This window comes from Mycobacterium sp. PO1 (genome assembly GCF_017312405.1).
GTDB lineage: Bacteria > Actinomycetota > Actinomycetes > Mycobacteriales > Mycobacteriaceae > Mycobacterium.
Genome location: NZ_BLTG01000033.1, coordinates 1 through 17,080, shown reverse-complemented (window position 1 = coordinate 17,080; position 17,080 = coordinate 1). Strand labels below are relative to the sequence as shown.

Here is a 17,080-nt window from a genome sequence, read left to right as displayed (position 1 = left end):
ACCCAGCCCCGGCCGACACACAAAGCCGCTGTTCAGAGGGCTGCGCTCAGGCCGCGGCGCCGAACGCCAATTGCATGCCGATGAAGGCCAGCAGCAGCAGGACCATGATCGAGAGGTCGAAGCGCACCGCGCCGATGGTCAGCTGCGGAATGATCCGGCGAAGCAACCGCACCGGCGGATCGGTCAAGGTCATGATGACCTCCAGGACCACCACGGTCGCACCCCTGGGCTGCCAGTCGCGGCTGAACGAGCGGATGAACTCGACGACGACCCGAGCGATCAACAGCAGCCAGAAGAGGAACAGCGCGAAACCCAGGATCGAGAAGAAGAGCCCCAACTGAGCGACCTCACTCCAGGACGATTGTCTGACGGTGGAAAGCACTGCCGGGCCCGTGGGGTCCCAGCCGCCGTCAGCCTACCCGCGGCGCCGCGCGGGCATCCGGTCGCCGCGGGGCGGCGGACTCACTGATAGGCGTAGAAGCCGGCCTCGGCGATGCGGCGGCGCTGCTCAGCGGTCACATCGACGTCGGCGGGCGACAGCAGGAACACCTTGGTCGCGACCTTGTCGAACGATCCGCGCAACGCGAACGCCAAGCCGGCGGCGAAGTCGACCAGCCGTTTGGCATCGGCGTTGTCCATCGACACCAGGTCCATGATGACAGGCGTGCCGTCACGGAAGCGCTCACCGATGGTGCGCGCCTCGCTGTAGTCCTTCGGCCGCAGCGTGGTGATCTTGGCCAGCGGGCTGCCCGCTTCGAACAGTTCGGCCATGCCGCGCGGGTCCATCGCCAACGCACCCCGCGTCGAGCCCCGCATCCCACCGAATCGTGGTGGGGTGCGGTCGAATTCGCGAGGAGTACGCAGCCTGGGCTCGAACCGGGCATCGTCGAAACCGCCTCGGTAGGCGGGGGGCTCGTCGTATTCGCGGCGGCGGTCATCACCCATGGAGCCCATGGCGCCCATGGCACCCATGCCCTCGAACCCGCGCGCATAGCCCTCGTCTTCGAACCGGTCCTCGCGCGGACGGCGGTATCCGCGCACCGGCGCACGGTCGTCGTCGTCGTAGTAGTCGTCCTCGTAGTCATCCATCGGTGCCATACCGAAGTAGGCCTTGACCTTGTGCAGTGTGCTCATTGTGAGGACCCTTCGTGCGGTGAAGCTGGTGTGGTGCGGGGTGACTGTGAGGTCTCGGCGGCCTCAGCCTGTTCCGTGGAATCTGGTGTCTGTGATGAAGGTGTGACTCGTGTGACTACTGCGGGTGACGTTAGCGGTCGCGATCCCAATAGCGCGGTACCGACACGCACACATGTCGAACCATGTTCGACCGCCGCCTCGAGGTCACCGGACATACCGGCCGACAGCTCGAGCCGCTGCGAGTAGCCCTGTTGTACCCGCCGCCGCTCGGCGTCCAAACGGGCGAAGGCCCGGTAGGGGTCGGCGTCCACCGGCGGAATCGCCATCAGGCCGACGAACTGCAGACCCGCCGCCGCGTCGACGGCGGCACACACGGTGTCGATCCGTTCGGACGCGGCCACGTCGATCCCGCCGCGGGACTCGTCCCCGTCGAGGCTGACCTGCACGTACACCCGCAGCGGCGCGTCGCGGCGATCGTGCTCCAACGCGTCGGACGCCGCGCGGTCCAGCGCGTTGACCAGTTTGACCGTGTCCACGGAGTGCGCGGCGTAGGCCCACTCCGCGATCGACCGGGCCTTGTTGCGCTGGATGCGCCCGATCATGTGCCAGCGCACCTCGCCGACCGCTCCACTGCTCGCCACGTCGGCGATCTTCTGCGTGGCTTCCTGGTCACGGGACTCCCCGAATGCGGTGCAGCCCAGGCGGTACAGCGCAACCACATCGCTTGCCGGGAAGAACTTGGTAACCGGCAGCAACTCGATGTCGGCGGGGTCGCGGCCGGCGGCCTGCGCTGCGCGGTCCAGGCGTGCGCGCAGGTCTGCCAGCGCCTCCCCCAGATCCCGTTGCCGTTGCTCGGTCGCGTTCACCGCTGCGGCTCCAGCCACACCAGAGAAGCCAGCCGGCCCGTCGGCGCATCCCTGCGGTGGCTGAACAGCGTGCGATCCTCGACGGTGCAACGGGGATCGATGTCGATGGCGGTGACGCCCAGCGAGCGCAACTGGGCAGCGATGCCGGCCCGCAGGTCCAGCCCCACGGTTCCCTGCCGGGTGGTGGTGCGGCTGCCCGGCAACGACCGCTCGACGTCGGCAGCCATCTCGTCGGGAACCTCGTAGTTGGGGCCGCTGACCGCCGGGCCGAGCAGGACCGACACGTCTTCCGCGCGGGCCCCGGCATCGACCATGACACGCAGCGCCTCGGCCACGACCCCCTGCGCCGCACCGACTCGACCCGCGTGCACCGCGCCGACCACGCCGGCGCGGGCGTCGGCCAGCAGTACCGGCACGCAGTCGGCAGTGACCACCGCGAGCGCCAATCCTGGTGTGGCGGTGACCAACCCGTCCGTGGCGTCGCAGGTGCGACCGGCGTCGGCCACGACCTCGACATGGGTGCCGTGGACCTGGTTCATCCAGACGATCCCGTCGTCACCCAACCCGGTCGCCGCGGCGAGCCGGCGTCGGTTCGCCGCGACGGCGGCCGGATCGTCGCCGACGTGGTCGCCGAGGTTGAAGCTGTCGAACGGTGGCCTGGACACTCCGCCGGCGCGGGTGGTGGTGACGCGCCTGACCCGCAGGCCGAACTCGCGGGCAGGCCCGCGGCCGGAGGACCCACGATCAAGCCCGCGGCCGGAGGACGCACGATCAACCATGCCGTGACCGTAGGACGCGATCAGTGGCGCATGAACGGCGGCACGTCGACGTCGTCGTCGGAGATGCCCCCATCGTCGCCGCCGATCCGCACCGTGGCGCCGTTGGTGTGCACCGGCACGCTGGCCGGATCCGAGGGCTCGAACAGCGACGAGCTGACCCGGCCGGCCTTGCCCGGTGTGATCGGGGTGCTCCCCGTGCCTCCTGGAGCCTGCGCCTCACCGGTCACCGGTTTGCGTCCGGGGCCGGCTGCATCGAACCCGGCGGCGATGACGGTGACCCGCACTTCGTCGCCCAGCGAGTCGTCGATGACGGTGCCGAAGATGATGTTGGCTTCCTGGTGGGCGGCGTCCTGCACCAGCGAGGCCGCTTCGTTGATTTCGAACAGGCCCAGGTCACTGCCGCCGGCCACCGACAGCAGCACACCCTGGGCGCCCTCCATCGAGGCTTCCAGCAGCGGCGAGTTGATCGCGATCTCGGCCGCTTTGAGCGCGCGCCCGTCCCCGCGTGCCGAGCCGATGCCCATCAGCGCGGTGCCCGCACCACTCATCACACCCTTGACGTCGGCGAAGTCGACGTTGATCAGGCCGGGCGTGGTGATCAGGTCGGTGATGCCCTGCACACCGTTGAGCAGCACCTCGTCGGCGCTGCGGAAGGCGTCCATCAACGACACGGCTGCGTCACCCATCTGCAGCAACCGGTCGTTGGGGATGACGATGAGCGTGTCGCAGCTCTCGCGCAGCGAGGTGATGCCGGCCTCGGCCTGGTTGCTGCGCCGCTTGCCCTCGAACGAGAACGGGCGCGTCACCACTCCGACGGTCAATGCGCCCAGCTTGCGGGCGATGGTCGCCACCACCGGTGCGCCACCGGTGCCCGTGCCGCCGCCTTCGCCGGCGGTGACGAACACCATGTCGGCGCCGCGCAGCAGCTCCTCGATGTCGTCCTTGGCGTCTTCGGCGGCCTTGCGGCCGACCTCGGGGTCGGCGCCGGCACCGAGACCGCGGGTCGAGTCCCGTCCGACGTCGAGTTTGACGTCGGCGTCGCTCATCAACAACGCCTGTGCGTCGGTGTTGATCGCGATGAACTCAACGCCTTTGAGGCCCTGCTCGATCATCCGGTTGACGGCGTTGACGCCGCCGCCGCCGATACCGACCACCTTGATCACAGCGAGGTAGTTATGCGGGGGGGTCATGTGCGCCCTTCCTGCCTGATGTTCCCGGTCCATTTCCGCACCTCTTGAGCGTGCCCCTAAACCCTCAACCTCAACCATAGGCTTAGAGTTATGTCAAGTAGTGCGGTGCAAACAGAACGGTAGGGCCGGTGCGCACGGGCGCCGAGCAGGCGCGCCGACACGACACGAGAAAATTCGCGGTGATGTGCGTCAGGTGCGCGCCGTCGAGGCCCGCCGACGGGCCCAGCCGGCTATTTGACCGTCGGTAGGTCCGGACTCGACACGTCGTAGGTCTGCCCCGGCTGCGTCAGCAGCGCAGCCAGCTTGAGTGCCTTCTCCTCGGTCCGATCGGTGGTCCCCCACACCACGGTTCGACCGTCCACCAGCGTCAACGTGATCGACGCGACCGACGGGGCCGAGATCCTCCCCACCTGACCGGCCACCTCCGGGCGCAGCGAGGTCATCACTTTCAGCGCGGCTTTGGTCGCTGGATCGTTCGGCCCGGGATTCTCGGTGTCGAGGTAGGGCACCCCGGGCGGCGGGGGTCCGGTCGCGAAATCCACCCCGTCCTCGTCGAACAGGTGCACCCCGTCGGGATAGTCCTTGACCACCACCGGGACCCTCTCGACGACGGTGATCCGCAGCGTCGACGGGTATTGCCGTTGCACTCGGGCCGAGGCGACCCGCCGAATCGACGCCACCCGTCCCGCCACGGCGTCGGTGTCGACCTGCAACAGCGGTGTCCCCGGCGCCACGGCCGCGGCCGCGACAACGTCCTCCTGCGGCAGCACCCCGAGACCGGTGACCTCGATGCTGCGGGCCGACATGATCGGGGTGAAGTACAAGACCAGACCCAGTCCGACCACCAGCACTGCGATCGCCACCGACCATGCCACGACCTTCAGGCCGCGGACCGCACCGCGACCCGGCGCGCCGGACTGCTGCGTCGAGAGCCCCAGCGCCCGACGCTTGGCCTCGCGGCGGGCCTCCTCGATGGCGGTGGCCCGCGCCTGGGCCTCCCGGCGGGCCTCACGCTCCCGCCGAGCCCTCCGACGGGGCCCCTCCACGTCCTCGGCTGCCTGTTGCGACGCCTCCGGCTCTGCCGGCTCTCCCGCCGGTGCCGTGGGCTCGGGCGCCTCGGGCGGCTCGGTCCCGTCGGTGGCCTGCTCGTCGCCGCGCGATTCGCTCATCGTGCCCCCGACCCGGGCGCGCGGCGGTTGGCCTTGACCGTCAGCTCGGCGAGAATCTCCTTGCCCAGCAATGTCACATCCCCGGCGCCCATCGTGACGATCACATCGCCCGCCTCCGCCGCGGCCGCGACCCGGGCCGGTACCGCCGAGAAATCCGGAACGTAGGTCACCGGGACGGTGACCTGCTCGGCGATCGTCGCACCGCTGATGCCCGCCAACGGCTGCTCGCGCGCGGCGTAGACATCGAGCACGAAGACCTCGTCGGCCAGGTCCAGCGCCGTGGCGAACTCGGCGGCGAAAGCCTGGGTCCGCGAATACAGGTGGGGCTGAAACACCACGATCGAGCGACCGCCGGTTTCCGACGCCAGCCCACGCATCGCGGTGAGGGCGGCGGTGACCTTGGTCGGGTGGTGGGCGTAGTCGTCGAAGACCTGGATACCGGCGACGACACCCACCAACTCGAACCGGCGACGCACGCCCTCGAACCCGGCCAACGCCCCGAGCACGTCATCGGGTTCGGCGCCCGCGTGGATCGCGGCCAGCAGCGCTCCCAGCGCGTTGAGCGCCATGTGTCGACCGGGCACCGACAGCCGCATGGTGCGCGGACGGTCCTCCCCCGCCAACTGCACGGTGGCCACTGCACTGGTGCCCTGCTGCCGCCAATCCAGCAGTTCACCAGCCAGACCGGCGGCGTCAGCAACCCGACCGGCGGCCGCGTTGCTGCCGTAGCGCAGCACCTGGATGCCCAGCGCGGCGGTGCGCTCGGCGAACGCGGCGGCGCCCGGGTCGTCGACGCAGACCACCACGACGCCGCCGGGCTTGAGCCGCTCCATGAAGGCATCGAACACCGCCACATAGGCCTGTTCGGTGCCGAAGAAGTCCAGATGGTCGGCTTCGATGTTGGTGACAACCACGATGTCGGGGCTGTACTGGACCAGCGATCCGTCGCTCTCGTCCGCCTCGGCCACGAAAAACGCGCCGCTGCCGTGGTGGGCGTTGGTGCCCGCCTCGCCCAGGTCGCCGCCCACGGCGAAGGACGGATCGAACCCGGCGTGCTGCAGCGCCACGATGAGCATGGACGTGGTGGTCGTCTTACCCGCGGTGCCGGTCACCATCAGCGTCGTCTGGCCGGCCATCAGCTTGGCCAGCACCTCGGGACGCAGGATCACCGGGATCCCGCGCTTGCGTGCCTCGACCAGTTCGGGATTGGTCTTGGGAATGGCCGCGTGGGTGGTCACCACCGCGGTCGGACCGCCCGGCAGCAGGTCCAACGAGGACGGGTCGTGCCCGATCCGGATCGTCGCACCACGGGCCCGCAATGCGATGACGCCGCGGGACTCCTTGGCGTCGGAGCCCGACACCAACCCACCGCGATCGATCAGGATGCGGGCGATGCCGCTCATGCCCGCGCCGCCTATGCCCACCATGTGCACCCGCCGCAGTTCGGGCGGCAGATCCGGGGCTCGGCCCAGCGAGCTCACCGTCGGATCCGCTCTTCGCGCGCGGCCCGCGCGACCTCGAGCGCCACGTGCGCGACCCGCTCGGCGGCATCGCGATGCCCGGCCAGTACCGCGCCGGTCGTCATCGCCGCGAGCCGTGCGGAATCGGTCAGCAGCCCCGCCACGGTGTCGGCGACGAACTCCGGAGTCAGCGAACGGTCTTCGACGAGCAGCCCACCCCCGGCTTCGACCACGGGCAGTGCATTGAGCCGCTGCTCTCCGTTGCCGATCGGCAGCGGTACATACACCGCCGGCAATCCGACGGCGGCGACCTCGGCCACCGTCATCGCACCCGAGCGGCAGATCGCCAGGTCGGCCGCTGCGTAGGCCAGGTCCATCCGGTCCAGGTACGGCACGGCGACGTAGGGCGGATCGTGCGGGGCCGGCTCACGCAACTGCAGGGTGTTCTTCGCGCCGTAAGCGTGGATCACCGAAATGCCCTGTTCTGCAAGATCTTTGGCAGCTGCAGACACTGCCGTGTTGAGCGAGCGGGCGCCCTGCGAGCCGCCGAAGACCAGCAGCACCTTCGCGTCGTCGGCCAGGCCGAAGTGCTCACGCGCCTCGGCCCGCAACGCCGCGCGGTCCAGCGACGTGATCGTCGCACGCACCGGCATACCGACGACCTCGGCATGACGCAGACCCGGATCGGGCACCGCGGAGAGCACCCGGCGCGCCGACATCGCGCCCACCCGGTTGGCCAGCCCCGCGCTGGCGTTGGCCTCGTGGACGACGACAGGTACGCGGCGGCGCGCCCGGACACTGCGCGCGGCCAGATAGGCCGGCAGCGCGACGTAGCCGCCGAACCCGACGACGATGTCGGCGTCGACCCTGTCGAGCACGTCTCTGACCTCGCGCACCGCCAGCCGAACCCGGCCCGGCAGGCGCAGCAGGTCGGCCGTCGGCTTACGCGGCAGCGGCACCGGCGTGATGAGCTGCAGGTCGTAGCCGCGGGCCGGGACCAGCCGGGTCTCCAGACCCCGCTCGGTGCCCAGCGCGGTGATCCGCACATCCGGTGCCAGCATGGTCAACGCGTCGGCCACCGCCATCGCGGGCTCGACGTGGCCCGCCGTGCCGCCACCGGCAAGGACGACTGATATCCCCCGGTCGCTTCGCTCCTGCCCCGCCGGACCAGATATCCCCCGGTCGCTCCGCTCCTGCCCCGCCGGACCAGATATCCCCCGGTCGCTTCGCTCCTGCCCCGCCGGACCAGATATCCCCCGGTCGTCCCCGTCGCTTCGCACGTGGGCCCAGCCCTTCTGCCCGTCCGGGACCGACTTGCCCGTCACCCGTAACGCTGACCTTCCAGTGTGCGGGCTCGCCGGCCCTGCTTCCGCTGGCCAGAACCATATCCGACCGGGGTCTTGGCGGCGGGTACCGGCCGCTTCTGGCGGGTGCGGGTGTTCTTCGGCGGGGTGGCCTGGCGGCGGGGACGAGACCGCAATCTGTCCTTGACGGCTTCGGCCCGGGTCGGGGCGTACGGCGCGGGCAGGGGCAAGCGGAGGAGCCGGTTGACGCGGTCGTCGCGGCCGGCGCGCAGCGCAGCGACCGCTTCCGGTTCGTGGCGCGCGGCGTTGGCCATGATGCCGATCATCAACAACGTGGTGGACGTCGACGTGCCGCCGGCGGAGATCAGGGGCAGCTGCAGGCCGGTGACCGGCAGCAGGCCGACCACGTAGCCGACGTTGATGAACACCTGGGACAGAATCCACAGCGTGGCGGTGGCGGTGAGCAGCCGCAGGAACGGGTCGGCGGAGCGGCGGGCGATCCGCATGCCGGTATAGGCGAACAGGCCGAACAGACACAGCAGACCGACGGCGCCGACGAATCCCAGTTCCTCGCCGACGATGGCGAAGATGAAGTCGTTGTGGGCGTTGGGCAGATAGTTCCACTTCGCGGTGCCTTGACCCAGGCCGTCGCCGAAGACCCCGCCGTTGGCCAACGCGAATCGGGCCTGGCGGGCTTGATAGCCCGAGCCCTGGGCGTCGGCTGCGGGGTTCAGCCAGGACTGCACCCGCGCCGAGCGGTACCCCTCGGCGAGGGCGAGGATCAGACCGGAGACCAGCACGGCGCCCAGCGACGTCAGGAAGACTCGCAGCGGCAGACCCGCGTACCACAGCAGCGCCAACAGGATGACGCCCATCGACAGCGTCTGCCCCAGGTCGGGCTGGGCCACGATGAGCGCCAGCGCGATCACCGCGGCCGGCACCAGCGGCACCAGCATCTCCCGCAGCGACGCCCGCTCCATGCGGCGGGCGGCGAGCAGGTGCGCACCCCAGATCGCCAGCGCGATCTTGGCCAGCTCCGAGGGCTGCATGGAAAATCCGGCGAAGACGAACCAGCCACGAGAACCGTTGGCGACCTTGCCGATTCCCGGTATCAGCACCAGGATCAACAGCACGATGGTGATGGCGAATCCGGTGAAGGCGAACCGGCGCATCACCGACACGGGGGTACGCAGCGCCGCATAGAAAGCCGCCAGCCCGATCAAGGTCCACAGCAGCTGCTTGCCGAACACCACCCAGGGCGAGCCGTCGGTGTCATAGGAGTACACGCCCGAGGCCGACAGCACCATCGTCAACCCCATGGTGGTCAGCAGCGCGGTCACGGCGATGATCAGGTGAAACGACGTCATCGGCCGTCCCAGCCACGCGCCGAAGCGGTTGCGCGAACCGTGGGTCCGGACGTCGCTCGCGCCGCCGGATGCGGCCGCGGGCCGCGCCGCGTCGGCAGGCGTCGCCTCGGATCGCCGGGTACGCAGCCGGGCCAGTACGCTGCTGCTCACGACGGCTACCTGGTCGCTGCGCGCACGGCAGCGGCGAACGCGTCACCGCGATGCCCGTAACCCGTGAACTGGTCGAACGAGGCTCCGGCGGGGGCCAGCAACACCGTGTCTCCGGGTGCGGCCAAGCCGCGAGCCGCGTCGACGGCCGCCGCCATGACGGCGTCGGACACGGGTTTCGAGCCCACCTCGATCACTCGAGTCACAGGAGTATCACCAGACTCAGGTTTCTCAAGCACCCCAGAATCCTCCCCTGTCACCAGCTCTACGACGGGGACATCTGGTGCGTGTCGCGATAACGCCTCGCCCACGATGGCCCTGTCCCGGCCGATCAGTACCGCGCCCGCCAGCCGGCTGCGCACGGCGGCGACCATCTCGTCGACCGAGGCGCCCTTGAGCATGCCGCCGGCGATCCAGACCACCCGCGGGTAGGCGCTGATCGAAGCCTGCGCCGCGTGGGGGTTGGTGGCCTTCGAGTCGTCGACATAGGTGACGCCGTCGGCGACGGCCACCACTTCGGCCCGATGGCGGCCCACCTGGAAGCCGGCCAGCGCGTCGGCAATCGCACCGGCGGGCACGTCGACGGCCCGCGCCAGGCACGCCGCGCCGAGCGCGTCGAGCACCCCGACCGGACCCGCCACGGGGATGGTGGAGGTGGGCGCGAGCACCAGCTCGTCGGCGAAAGCGTTGTCCACCAGCGCGCCCTCACGCACGCCGACCTCCCCCACGGCGGGAGAGGTGAGCCGGAAACCGACCCGCACCGGCGCCGGCGCGGCAGCCAGCAACCGCGCCGCCACCGCGTCCTCGAGCCCGCCCACGGCCACCCGCCCCGTCAGTGCGCGCGCCTTGGCCTGCGCGTAGGCGTCCATCGACCCGTGCCAGTCCAGATGATCCTCGGCGACGTTGAGCACCACGCCGGCGTCCGGGCGTAACGACGGCGCCCAGTACAGCTGGAAGCTGGACAGCTCGACCGCCAGCACGTCGACCGGGCGGTCGAGCACGTCGAGCACCGGTTCGCCGATGTTGCCGCACAGCGCGGCGCGCCGGCCACCTGCCTGCAACATCGCGTGCAGCATCGACGTCGTCGTCGTCTTACCGTTGGTGCCGGTCACCACCAGCCACTGCCGCGCCGCCCCGTAACGCCCCGACCGGTCCAGCCGCCACGCCAGCTCGATGTCACCCCACACCGGCACGCCCGCCGTCCGGGCGGCGGCCAGCATCGGCGCCGTGGGCGGGAACCCGGGGCTGGTGATCACCAGCGCGAAGTCGGAGATCGCGGCGGTCGCCTCGGCGGGGTCGACCACCGCTACGCCCTGTCGTGCGTATTCGGCCAGCGCCGCGGGCCGGTCGTCGGTCAACGTGGCGCGTACCCCGAGCGGAGCCAGGGCGGTCAGGATGGCGCGGCCGGTGACGCCGGCCCCGGTGACCAGGACCGCACTACCGGGTTCGGGGAGTTCGGGCACCTCAGGCACCGACGGTGGTCAGCCACTCGCTGTAGAACAGAGCCACACCCAGACCACAGGCGATGGCGGTGAGCAGCCAGAACCTGATGATGACCGTCGTCTCGGCCCAGCCCACCAGCTCGAAATGGTGGTGAAAAGGCGCCATCCGGAACACCCGCCGGCCGGTGGTGCGAAACGCCAGGATCTGCACGACCACCGAGGTCACCTCGGCGACGAACAACGCACCGAGCACCACCGCCAGCATCTCGGTGCGGCTCGTCACCGACAGCCCGGCGATGATGCCGCCCAGCGCCAGCGACCCGGTATCGCCCATGAAGATCTTGGCCGGCGCGGCGTTCCACCACAGGAACCCGATGCACGCCCCGGCAGTGGCGGCCGCGATGATCGCCAGGTCGAGCGGGTCCCGCACGTTGTAGCAGCCGACGCCGGGGCTGGTCGCACAGGCGTTGCGGAACTGCCAGAACGTGATCAGCACGTACGCCGCACACACCATCGCCATCGCGCCCGCGGCCAGGCCGTCCAAGCCGTCGGTGAAGTTCACCGCGTTCGACCATGCCGACACGATGACCACGCAGAACAACACGAACACCGCCGGCGCCAACGTCACCGTGGCGATCTCGCGGACGTAGGACAACTCCGCACTGCCCGGGGTCAGCCCGTCACCGTTGCGGAACTGCAACGCCAGCAGGCCGAACAACACGGCGGCCACGAGGATGCCGATGGTCTTGGCCGTCTTGTTCAGCCCCAGGTTGCGGGATCGGCGGATCTTGATCAGGTCGTCGAGGAATCCGACGGCACCGAGCGCGGTGGCCAGGCCCAGCACGAGCAGACCCGATGCGGACGGGCCCTTGCCGTCGATCAGCACGCCCACCAGATGCGTTCCGAAGTAGCTGGCCCAGATACCGGCCACGATCGCGACCCCGCCCATCGACGGGGTGCCGCGCTTCTTGTGGTGGCTGGGCGGGCCGTCCTCGCGGATCTCGTGGCCGAACCCCTGCCGGGTGAACAGCCGGATCAGCACCGGGGTCAGCAGGATCGAGACCGCCAGGGCGATCCCGACGGCGATGAGGATCTGTCTCATCCGGCATCCCCTGCACCCTCGGCGGCCAACGTGTCGGCCAGCGTCCCCAGCCCGGCCGAGTTGGAGGCCTTGACCAGCACGACGTCACCCGGGCGCAGTTCGGCGCGCAGCAGGTCCAGCGCGGCTTCGGCGTCGGCGACCGCAGTGGCCTCGGATCCCCACGAGCCCTCCATGACCGCTCCATGGAGCATCGCGCTCATAGGCCTCCCGGTTCCGACGACGATGAGTCGACTGACATCTAAGCGCACCGCCAGCCGGCCGATGCGGTCGTGCTCGGATATCGCCTCCTCCCCCAACTCGGCCATCTCTCCCAGCACCGCCCAACTGCGTCGTGGGGACGCACCGTCCCGACTCATCCACGCCAGCGCCTTGAGGCCGGCGCTCATCGAGTCGGGATTGGCGTTGTAGGCGTCGTTGATGATCGTCACGCCGTCGGGGCGGGTGCTCACCTGCATCCGGTTCGCCGAGGCGGGGCCTGCGGAGGCCAGCGCGGTCGCCACCTGCTCGAGGGTGGCGCCGCATTCGAGCGCGACGGCGGCCGCGCACAGCGCGTTGGACACCTGGTGGTCGCCGTGCACAGCCAGCGAGACCGGCACCGTTGAACCGGCGTGGTGAAGCGTGAACTGCGCGCGGGCGAGCGGATCGAGGGTGACCCCGTCGGCCCACAGGTCGATCCCGTCGCCACCGGCTCTGCCCACCCTCACGATCCGCGCCGCCGTCTTGGCTGCCATGGCGGCCACGATGGCGTCGTCCGCGTTGAGAATGACCACCCCGGACGACGGAACAGACTGTGGTAGTTCGGATTTCGTCGCAGCAATGGCTTCGCGCGAACCGAACTCGCCGAGGTGAGCGGTGCCGACGTTGAGCACGGCCGCGATCGACGGCGTCGCGATGTCGGCCAACGCCGCGATGTTGCCCGGGTGCCGAGCCGACATCTCCAGCACCAGGAAATCGGTGGATTCGGTCGCGCGCAGCACCGTCCACGGGTGGCCCAGTTCGTTGTTGAACGATCCCGGAGGTGCGATCACCTCGCCCAGCGGGGCGAGTACTGCGGCGATGAGATCTTTCGTCGAGGTCTTGCCCGACGACCCGGTGAGCCCGATGATGGTCAGCCCCCCGGCCGCCAGCCGGGCTGCCACGGCTTTGGCCAACCGCGCCAGCGCCGCGAGCACCGCGGCGCCGGAGCCGTCGGCGTCGTGTTCCAGCACACCGGCGCCCACATCGGCAGCGCCGGGGTGCGCGCCCGGATCGACCACGATGGCCGGCACCCCGACGGGCCGGGCCGCCAAGACCGCGACCGCCCCGGCGTGCACCGCAGCCGCCGCGAAATCGTGTCCGTCGCTGCGGGCACCGGGCAGCGCCAGGAACAGCCCGCCGGGCGTCACCGCCCGGGAGTCGAACTCCACGGTGCCGGTGACACGGGTGCGCGCCGCGGCCTCCGGGGTGATGTCGGCCAGACGGCCGCCGACGATGTCGGCGACCTCGGTCAACGTCAACGCGATCATGGGCGTGCTCCCCACGTCATCTGAGCCTCCAGCGCACGGGTGAGCTCGTCACGGTCGTCGAACGGACGGGTCTGACCACCGCTGGTCTGCCCCGACTCGTGGCCCTTGCCGGCGATCAGCACCACGTCGTCGGGCTCAGCCCACGCCACCGCGTAGGCGATCGCCGCGCGGCGGTCACCGATCTCGACGAGCTCCGGCGCGGCCGAGGCACCCGCCAGCACGGCGGCTCGGATCGCGGCGGGGTCTTCGTTGCGCGGGTTGTCGTCGGTGACGACGACCAGGTCGGCCAGCTCGGCGGCGACTTCGCCCATCGGTGTCCGCTTACCCGGGTCGCGATCACCGCCCGCACCCACCACGACGGCCAGGCGGCCACGGCACTGGTCACGCAGCGTCTGCAGGACCGCGCGCAGGGCGCCGGGCTTGTGCGCGTAGTCGACCACGGCCAAGAACTGCTGGCCGCGGTCCACCGGCTCCAACCGGCCCGGCACCGTCGCATTCTTGAGCCCCGGAGCGGCCTGCTCCGGGGAGACGCCGACGGCATCGAGCAGCGCGATTGCCAGCGCGCAGTTGGCCACGTTGAACGCCCCGGGCAGGCCGATCTGCAGGGTGTGGTGCACCCCGGCGGGATCCACGACCACGAAATCCTGTCGGCCCTGCCCGTCGGTGGCGACCGATTCCACCCGCCAGTCGGCGGGTCCGGTCGTGCTGACGGTGACAGCACGGTGCGCGCGTTTCGCCATCGTCCGGCCCCAGTCGTCGTCGATGCACACGATCGATTCCGCCGCGTGTGTGCTCGACGCGGGGTCGAACAGCCGGGCCTTGGCCTCGAAGTAGTCCTCCATGGTGGGGTGAAAGTCCAGATGGTCCCTGGACAGGTTGGTGAATCCGCCGACTGCGAAGGACACCGCGTCGACCCGACCCAGTGTGAGCGCGTGGCTGGACACCTCCATCACCACGGTGTCCACGCCACGCTCCACCATCACCGCGAGCAGTGCCTGCAGATCGGGGGCCTCGGGGGTGGTCAGCGTCGCGGGCTCGTCGCGTCCGTCGATGCGGATACCGACGGTGCCGATGAGTCCGGCCACCCGGTCGGCCGCCCGCAACCCGGCTTCGACGAGGTAACTGGTGGTGGTCTTGCCCGATGTGCCGGTGACGCCGATGACGCGCAGTTTCGTCGACGGCTCGCCGTACACCGCGGCGGCGACGCTGCCGAGCACCGAGCGCGGCGACGGGTGAACCAGCACCGGGGTGCCCAGATCGCCGAGTTCGGCGGCCCCGGCCTCGTCGGTCAGCACGGCGACGGCCCCGGCGGCCACCGCATCGGCGGCGAACACTGCCCCGTGAGAGCGAGCCCCGGGCAGCGCCGCGAAGAGGTCACCCGGGCGGGCATCCTGACCGCGCAACGTCACTCCGGTGACGGTGACGTCCCGGCGGACTGCAGCGGCCGCGCCCGGAGACACCAACTCGGCGACCGCGTCGAGGGGCAGACCGACGGGGTGAGTAGGGCGCAGATTCATGGCGTTGACACAGTACCGGGCGGGGTTGCGCGACCCCGTTATTCCGGGCGCGAATCCAGGGTCATCGCACCCGCACTCAGTCGGCCTGCAGAATCAACGGGGCGCCCGGATCGGCCGACAGCGGCACGTTCTCGCGCTGCAGCAACCAGGAGGCGATGCTGTGGAACAGCGGCGCCGCCGATGTGCCCGGGCTGCCGTCGGCGGCCCGATGCGGCGCGTCGAGCATCACGCCGATGACATAGCGGGGCTCGTCGGCCGGGGCCATGCCCGCGAACGTGATCCAGTAGACGTCGTCGTAGTAGCACCCGCAGCCCGGGTTGATCTGCTGGGCAGTGCCGGTCTTGCCCGCGATCTGGTAGCCCTCGACGGCAGCCTGGGGGCCGGTGCCCTGCTGGATGCCGCGCGGGTCGCGTTGCACCACCGATCGGAACATGTCGCGCACCGTCCGCGCCGTCTGTGCCGACACCACCTGGACACCTTCCGGGCGCGGCTCCTCGCTGCGGGTGCCGTCCGGCTCGATGGTGGCCTTGACGATGCGCGGCGGGATGCGCACCCCGTCGTTGGCGATGGCCTGGTACATGCCGGTCATCTGCAGCAGTGTCATCGACAGGCCCTGACCGATCGGCAGGTTGGAGAATGTGCTGCCCGACCACTGATCGATCGGCGGGACCAGGCCGGCGCTCTCGCCGGGTAACCCGACATCGGTGCGCTGCCCGAGCCCGAACTTGCGCAGCATCTCGGCGTAGCGTTCCGGGCCGATCCGCTGAGCCAGCATCAGCGTGCCGACGTTGGAGGACTTCCCGAACACCCCCGTGGTGGTGTAGGGCATCACCCCGTGACTCCAGGCGTCCTTGACGTTGACGCCGCCCATGTTGATCGAGCCCGGCACCTGCAGCACCTCGTCGGGTGTGGTCAGCCCCATGTCGATGGCCGTGGCGGCGGTGACGATCTTGTTCACCGACCCCGGTTCGAACGGCGAGGTGACCGGGAGATTGCCGAGCTGACGATTCTCCTGGCGGCTGATGTCCTGGGCGGGGTTGAAAGTGTTGTCGTTACTCATCGCCAGCACTTCGCCGGTCTTGGCGTCGAGGACCACCGCCGAGGCGTTCTTGGCGCCGGACGCGTCCTTGGCGAGCTGGACCTGCTGCTGGACGTAGAACTGGATGTCGTCATCGAGGGTGAGCTGCAGGGTGGAACCGTTCACGGCGTCGTGCCGGTTGCGGTAGCTACCCGGGATCACCACGCCGTCTGATCCGCGGTCGTAGGTGACCGAGCCGTCGGTGCCGGCCAGCACCGCGTCCATCGAGTCCTCGAGGCCGAGCAGACCGTGCCCGTCCCAGTCGATGCCGCCCACGACGTTGGCCGCCAGCACGCCACCGGGGTACTGCCGCAGATCCTGGCGTTCGGCGCCGACCTCCGGGTAGTCGGAGGTGATCGCGTCGGCGATCGCCGGGTCGACCGCACGAGCCAGGTACACGAACGTCTCGTCACTGCGCAGCTTCTTGAGCACGGTGGCGCTGTCGGGTTTGTTGTTCAGCTTCGATGCGACCTCGGCGGCGATGTCGCGCAGACGCTGTTGCGGGTCCACCGCATCGGCACCGTCGGCCTGCGCCTCGTCGAAGGCCTCCTGCAACTGTTTGCGCACCCGGACGGGCTGGAATGTCAGGGCCCGGGCCTCGATGGTGAAGGCCAGTTTGTCGTTGTCGCGGTCGACGATCGATCCGCGCAGCGCGGGATCGATGTCGGTGACCTTCAGCTGTCCGGCGGCTTCGGCGCGCAGTCCGTCGGCGCGCGGAACCTGCAGGGTGAAGAGTTGGGCAGCCGCGATCACCAGGAGCAGGAAGATGACGGCGTTGCCCGTCCGGTGCCGGAACACGAACGAGGCGCTACGCAGACCGTTTTGCGGCGGCGTGGCCTGCCGGGTCCGTCGTGACCGCGCCGAGCGCTCCTGGTTGGGCGACGAGTTGGGCTTCCTGGCGGACCTGGCGCGCGGTGCGCTGCGCTCGCCGCGATTGGAGTCGCGACTCATGCGGGTGCGTCCGGCACAGCCGGAAGGGGGGCCGGGGTAACCGGCTCGAGTACAGGGGGTGCTGCAGCC

14 protein-coding genes are annotated in these 17,080 nt (G+C 70.2%); all 14 read right to left on the bottom strand.

The window, feature by feature from the left end; all coding sequences use genetic code 11:
- Positions 1–46 precede the first annotated feature (46 nt).
- The 14 genes from J3476_RS13920 to J3476_RS13855 all read right to left on the bottom strand — a co-directional run bounded on the left by J3476_RS13920 (position 47) and on the right by J3476_RS13855 (position 17,011).
- A complete protein-coding gene (locus J3476_RS13920; RefSeq protein ID WP_207067029.1) occupies positions 47–337 on the bottom strand; it encodes a YggT family protein in 291 nt (96 codons plus the stop codon).
- Between the two features lie 125 nt (positions 338–462).
- On the bottom strand, positions 463–1,134 hold the full coding sequence (locus J3476_RS13915; protein WP_207067028.1) for a cell division protein SepF: 672 nt from the start codon (positions 1,132–1,134) through the stop codon (positions 463–465).
- The gene (locus J3476_RS13910) at positions 1,131–2,018 is read right to left on the bottom strand and encodes a YggS family pyridoxal phosphate-dependent enzyme (RefSeq protein ID WP_307726957.1); all 888 of its coding nucleotides are present in this window, start codon (positions 2,016–2,018) and stop codon (positions 1,131–1,133) included. Before J3476_RS13910 ends, J3476_RS13915 begins: the two co-directional genes overlap by 4 nt.
- Positions 1,997–2,779 carry a peptidoglycan editing factor PgeF gene (gene pgeF, locus J3476_RS13905; protein ID WP_207067027.1) on the bottom strand — a complete coding sequence of 261 codons (783 nt, stop codon included), beginning with the start codon at positions 2,777–2,779 and terminating at the stop codon, positions 1,997–1,999. Before pgeF ends, J3476_RS13910 begins: the two co-directional genes overlap by 22 nt.
- Positions 2,780–2,799: 20 nt before the next feature.
- Positions 2,800–3,969 carry a cell division protein FtsZ gene (gene ftsZ / locus J3476_RS13900; RefSeq protein ID WP_207067026.1) on the bottom strand — a complete coding sequence of 390 codons (1,170 nt, stop codon included), beginning with the start codon at positions 3,967–3,969 and terminating at the stop codon, positions 2,800–2,802.
- Between the two features lie 230 nt (positions 3,970–4,199).
- Complete coding sequence (locus tag J3476_RS13895) at positions 4,200–5,138, bottom strand: cell division protein FtsQ/DivIB (RefSeq protein WP_207067025.1); 939 nt, start codon at positions 5,136–5,138, stop codon at positions 4,200–4,202.
- Positions 5,135–6,565 (bottom strand): UDP-N-acetylmuramate--L-alanine ligase, encoded by a 1,431-nt coding sequence (murC, locus tag J3476_RS13890; RefSeq protein WP_207067057.1) that lies wholly within the window; start codon positions 6,563–6,565, stop codon positions 5,135–5,137. Before murC ends, J3476_RS13895 begins: the two co-directional genes overlap by 4 nt.
- Before the next feature lie 50 nt (positions 6,566–6,615).
- Entirely contained in the window at positions 6,616–7,773 is a 1,158-nt protein-coding gene (murG, locus tag J3476_RS13885; protein WP_286183021.1) for an undecaprenyldiphospho-muramoylpentapeptide beta-N-acetylglucosaminyltransferase, read from the bottom strand.
- A gap of 146 nt (positions 7,774–7,919) precedes the next feature.
- The gene (gene ftsW / locus J3476_RS13880) at positions 7,920–9,419 is read right to left on the bottom strand and encodes a putative lipid II flippase FtsW (protein WP_286183011.1); all 1,500 of its coding nucleotides are present in this window, start codon (positions 9,417–9,419) and stop codon (positions 7,920–7,922) included.
- A 5-nt stretch (positions 9,420–9,424) separates the two neighbouring features.
- Positions 9,425–10,879, bottom strand: a complete 1,455-nt coding sequence (murD, locus tag J3476_RS13875; RefSeq protein WP_373889063.1) for a UDP-N-acetylmuramoyl-L-alanine--D-glutamate ligase — start codon at positions 10,877–10,879, stop codon at positions 9,425–9,427.
- A 1-nt stretch (position 10,880) separates the two neighbouring features.
- The gene (gene mraY, locus J3476_RS13870; RefSeq protein WP_152517614.1) at positions 10,881–11,960 is read right to left on the bottom strand and encodes a phospho-N-acetylmuramoyl-pentapeptide-transferase; all 1,080 of its coding nucleotides are present in this window, start codon (positions 11,958–11,960) and stop codon (positions 10,881–10,883) included.
- Entirely contained in the window at positions 11,957–13,465 is a 1,509-nt protein-coding gene (gene murF, locus J3476_RS13865) for a UDP-N-acetylmuramoyl-tripeptide--D-alanyl-D-alanine ligase (protein ID WP_207067054.1), read from the bottom strand. Before murF ends, mraY begins: the two co-directional genes overlap by 4 nt.
- A complete protein-coding gene (locus J3476_RS13860) occupies positions 13,462–14,982 on the bottom strand; it encodes a UDP-N-acetylmuramoyl-L-alanyl-D-glutamate--2,6-diaminopimelate ligase (RefSeq protein WP_207067023.1) in 1,521 nt (506 codons plus the stop codon). The genes murF and J3476_RS13860 overlap by 4 nt, the downstream gene beginning before the upstream one ends.
- Positions 14,983–15,058: 76 nt before the next feature.
- The gene (locus tag J3476_RS13855) at positions 15,059–17,011 is read right to left on the bottom strand and encodes a penicillin-binding protein 2 (protein ID WP_207067022.1); all 1,953 of its coding nucleotides are present in this window, start codon (positions 17,009–17,011) and stop codon (positions 15,059–15,061) included.
- Between the last annotated feature and the right edge of the window lie 69 nt (positions 17,012–17,080).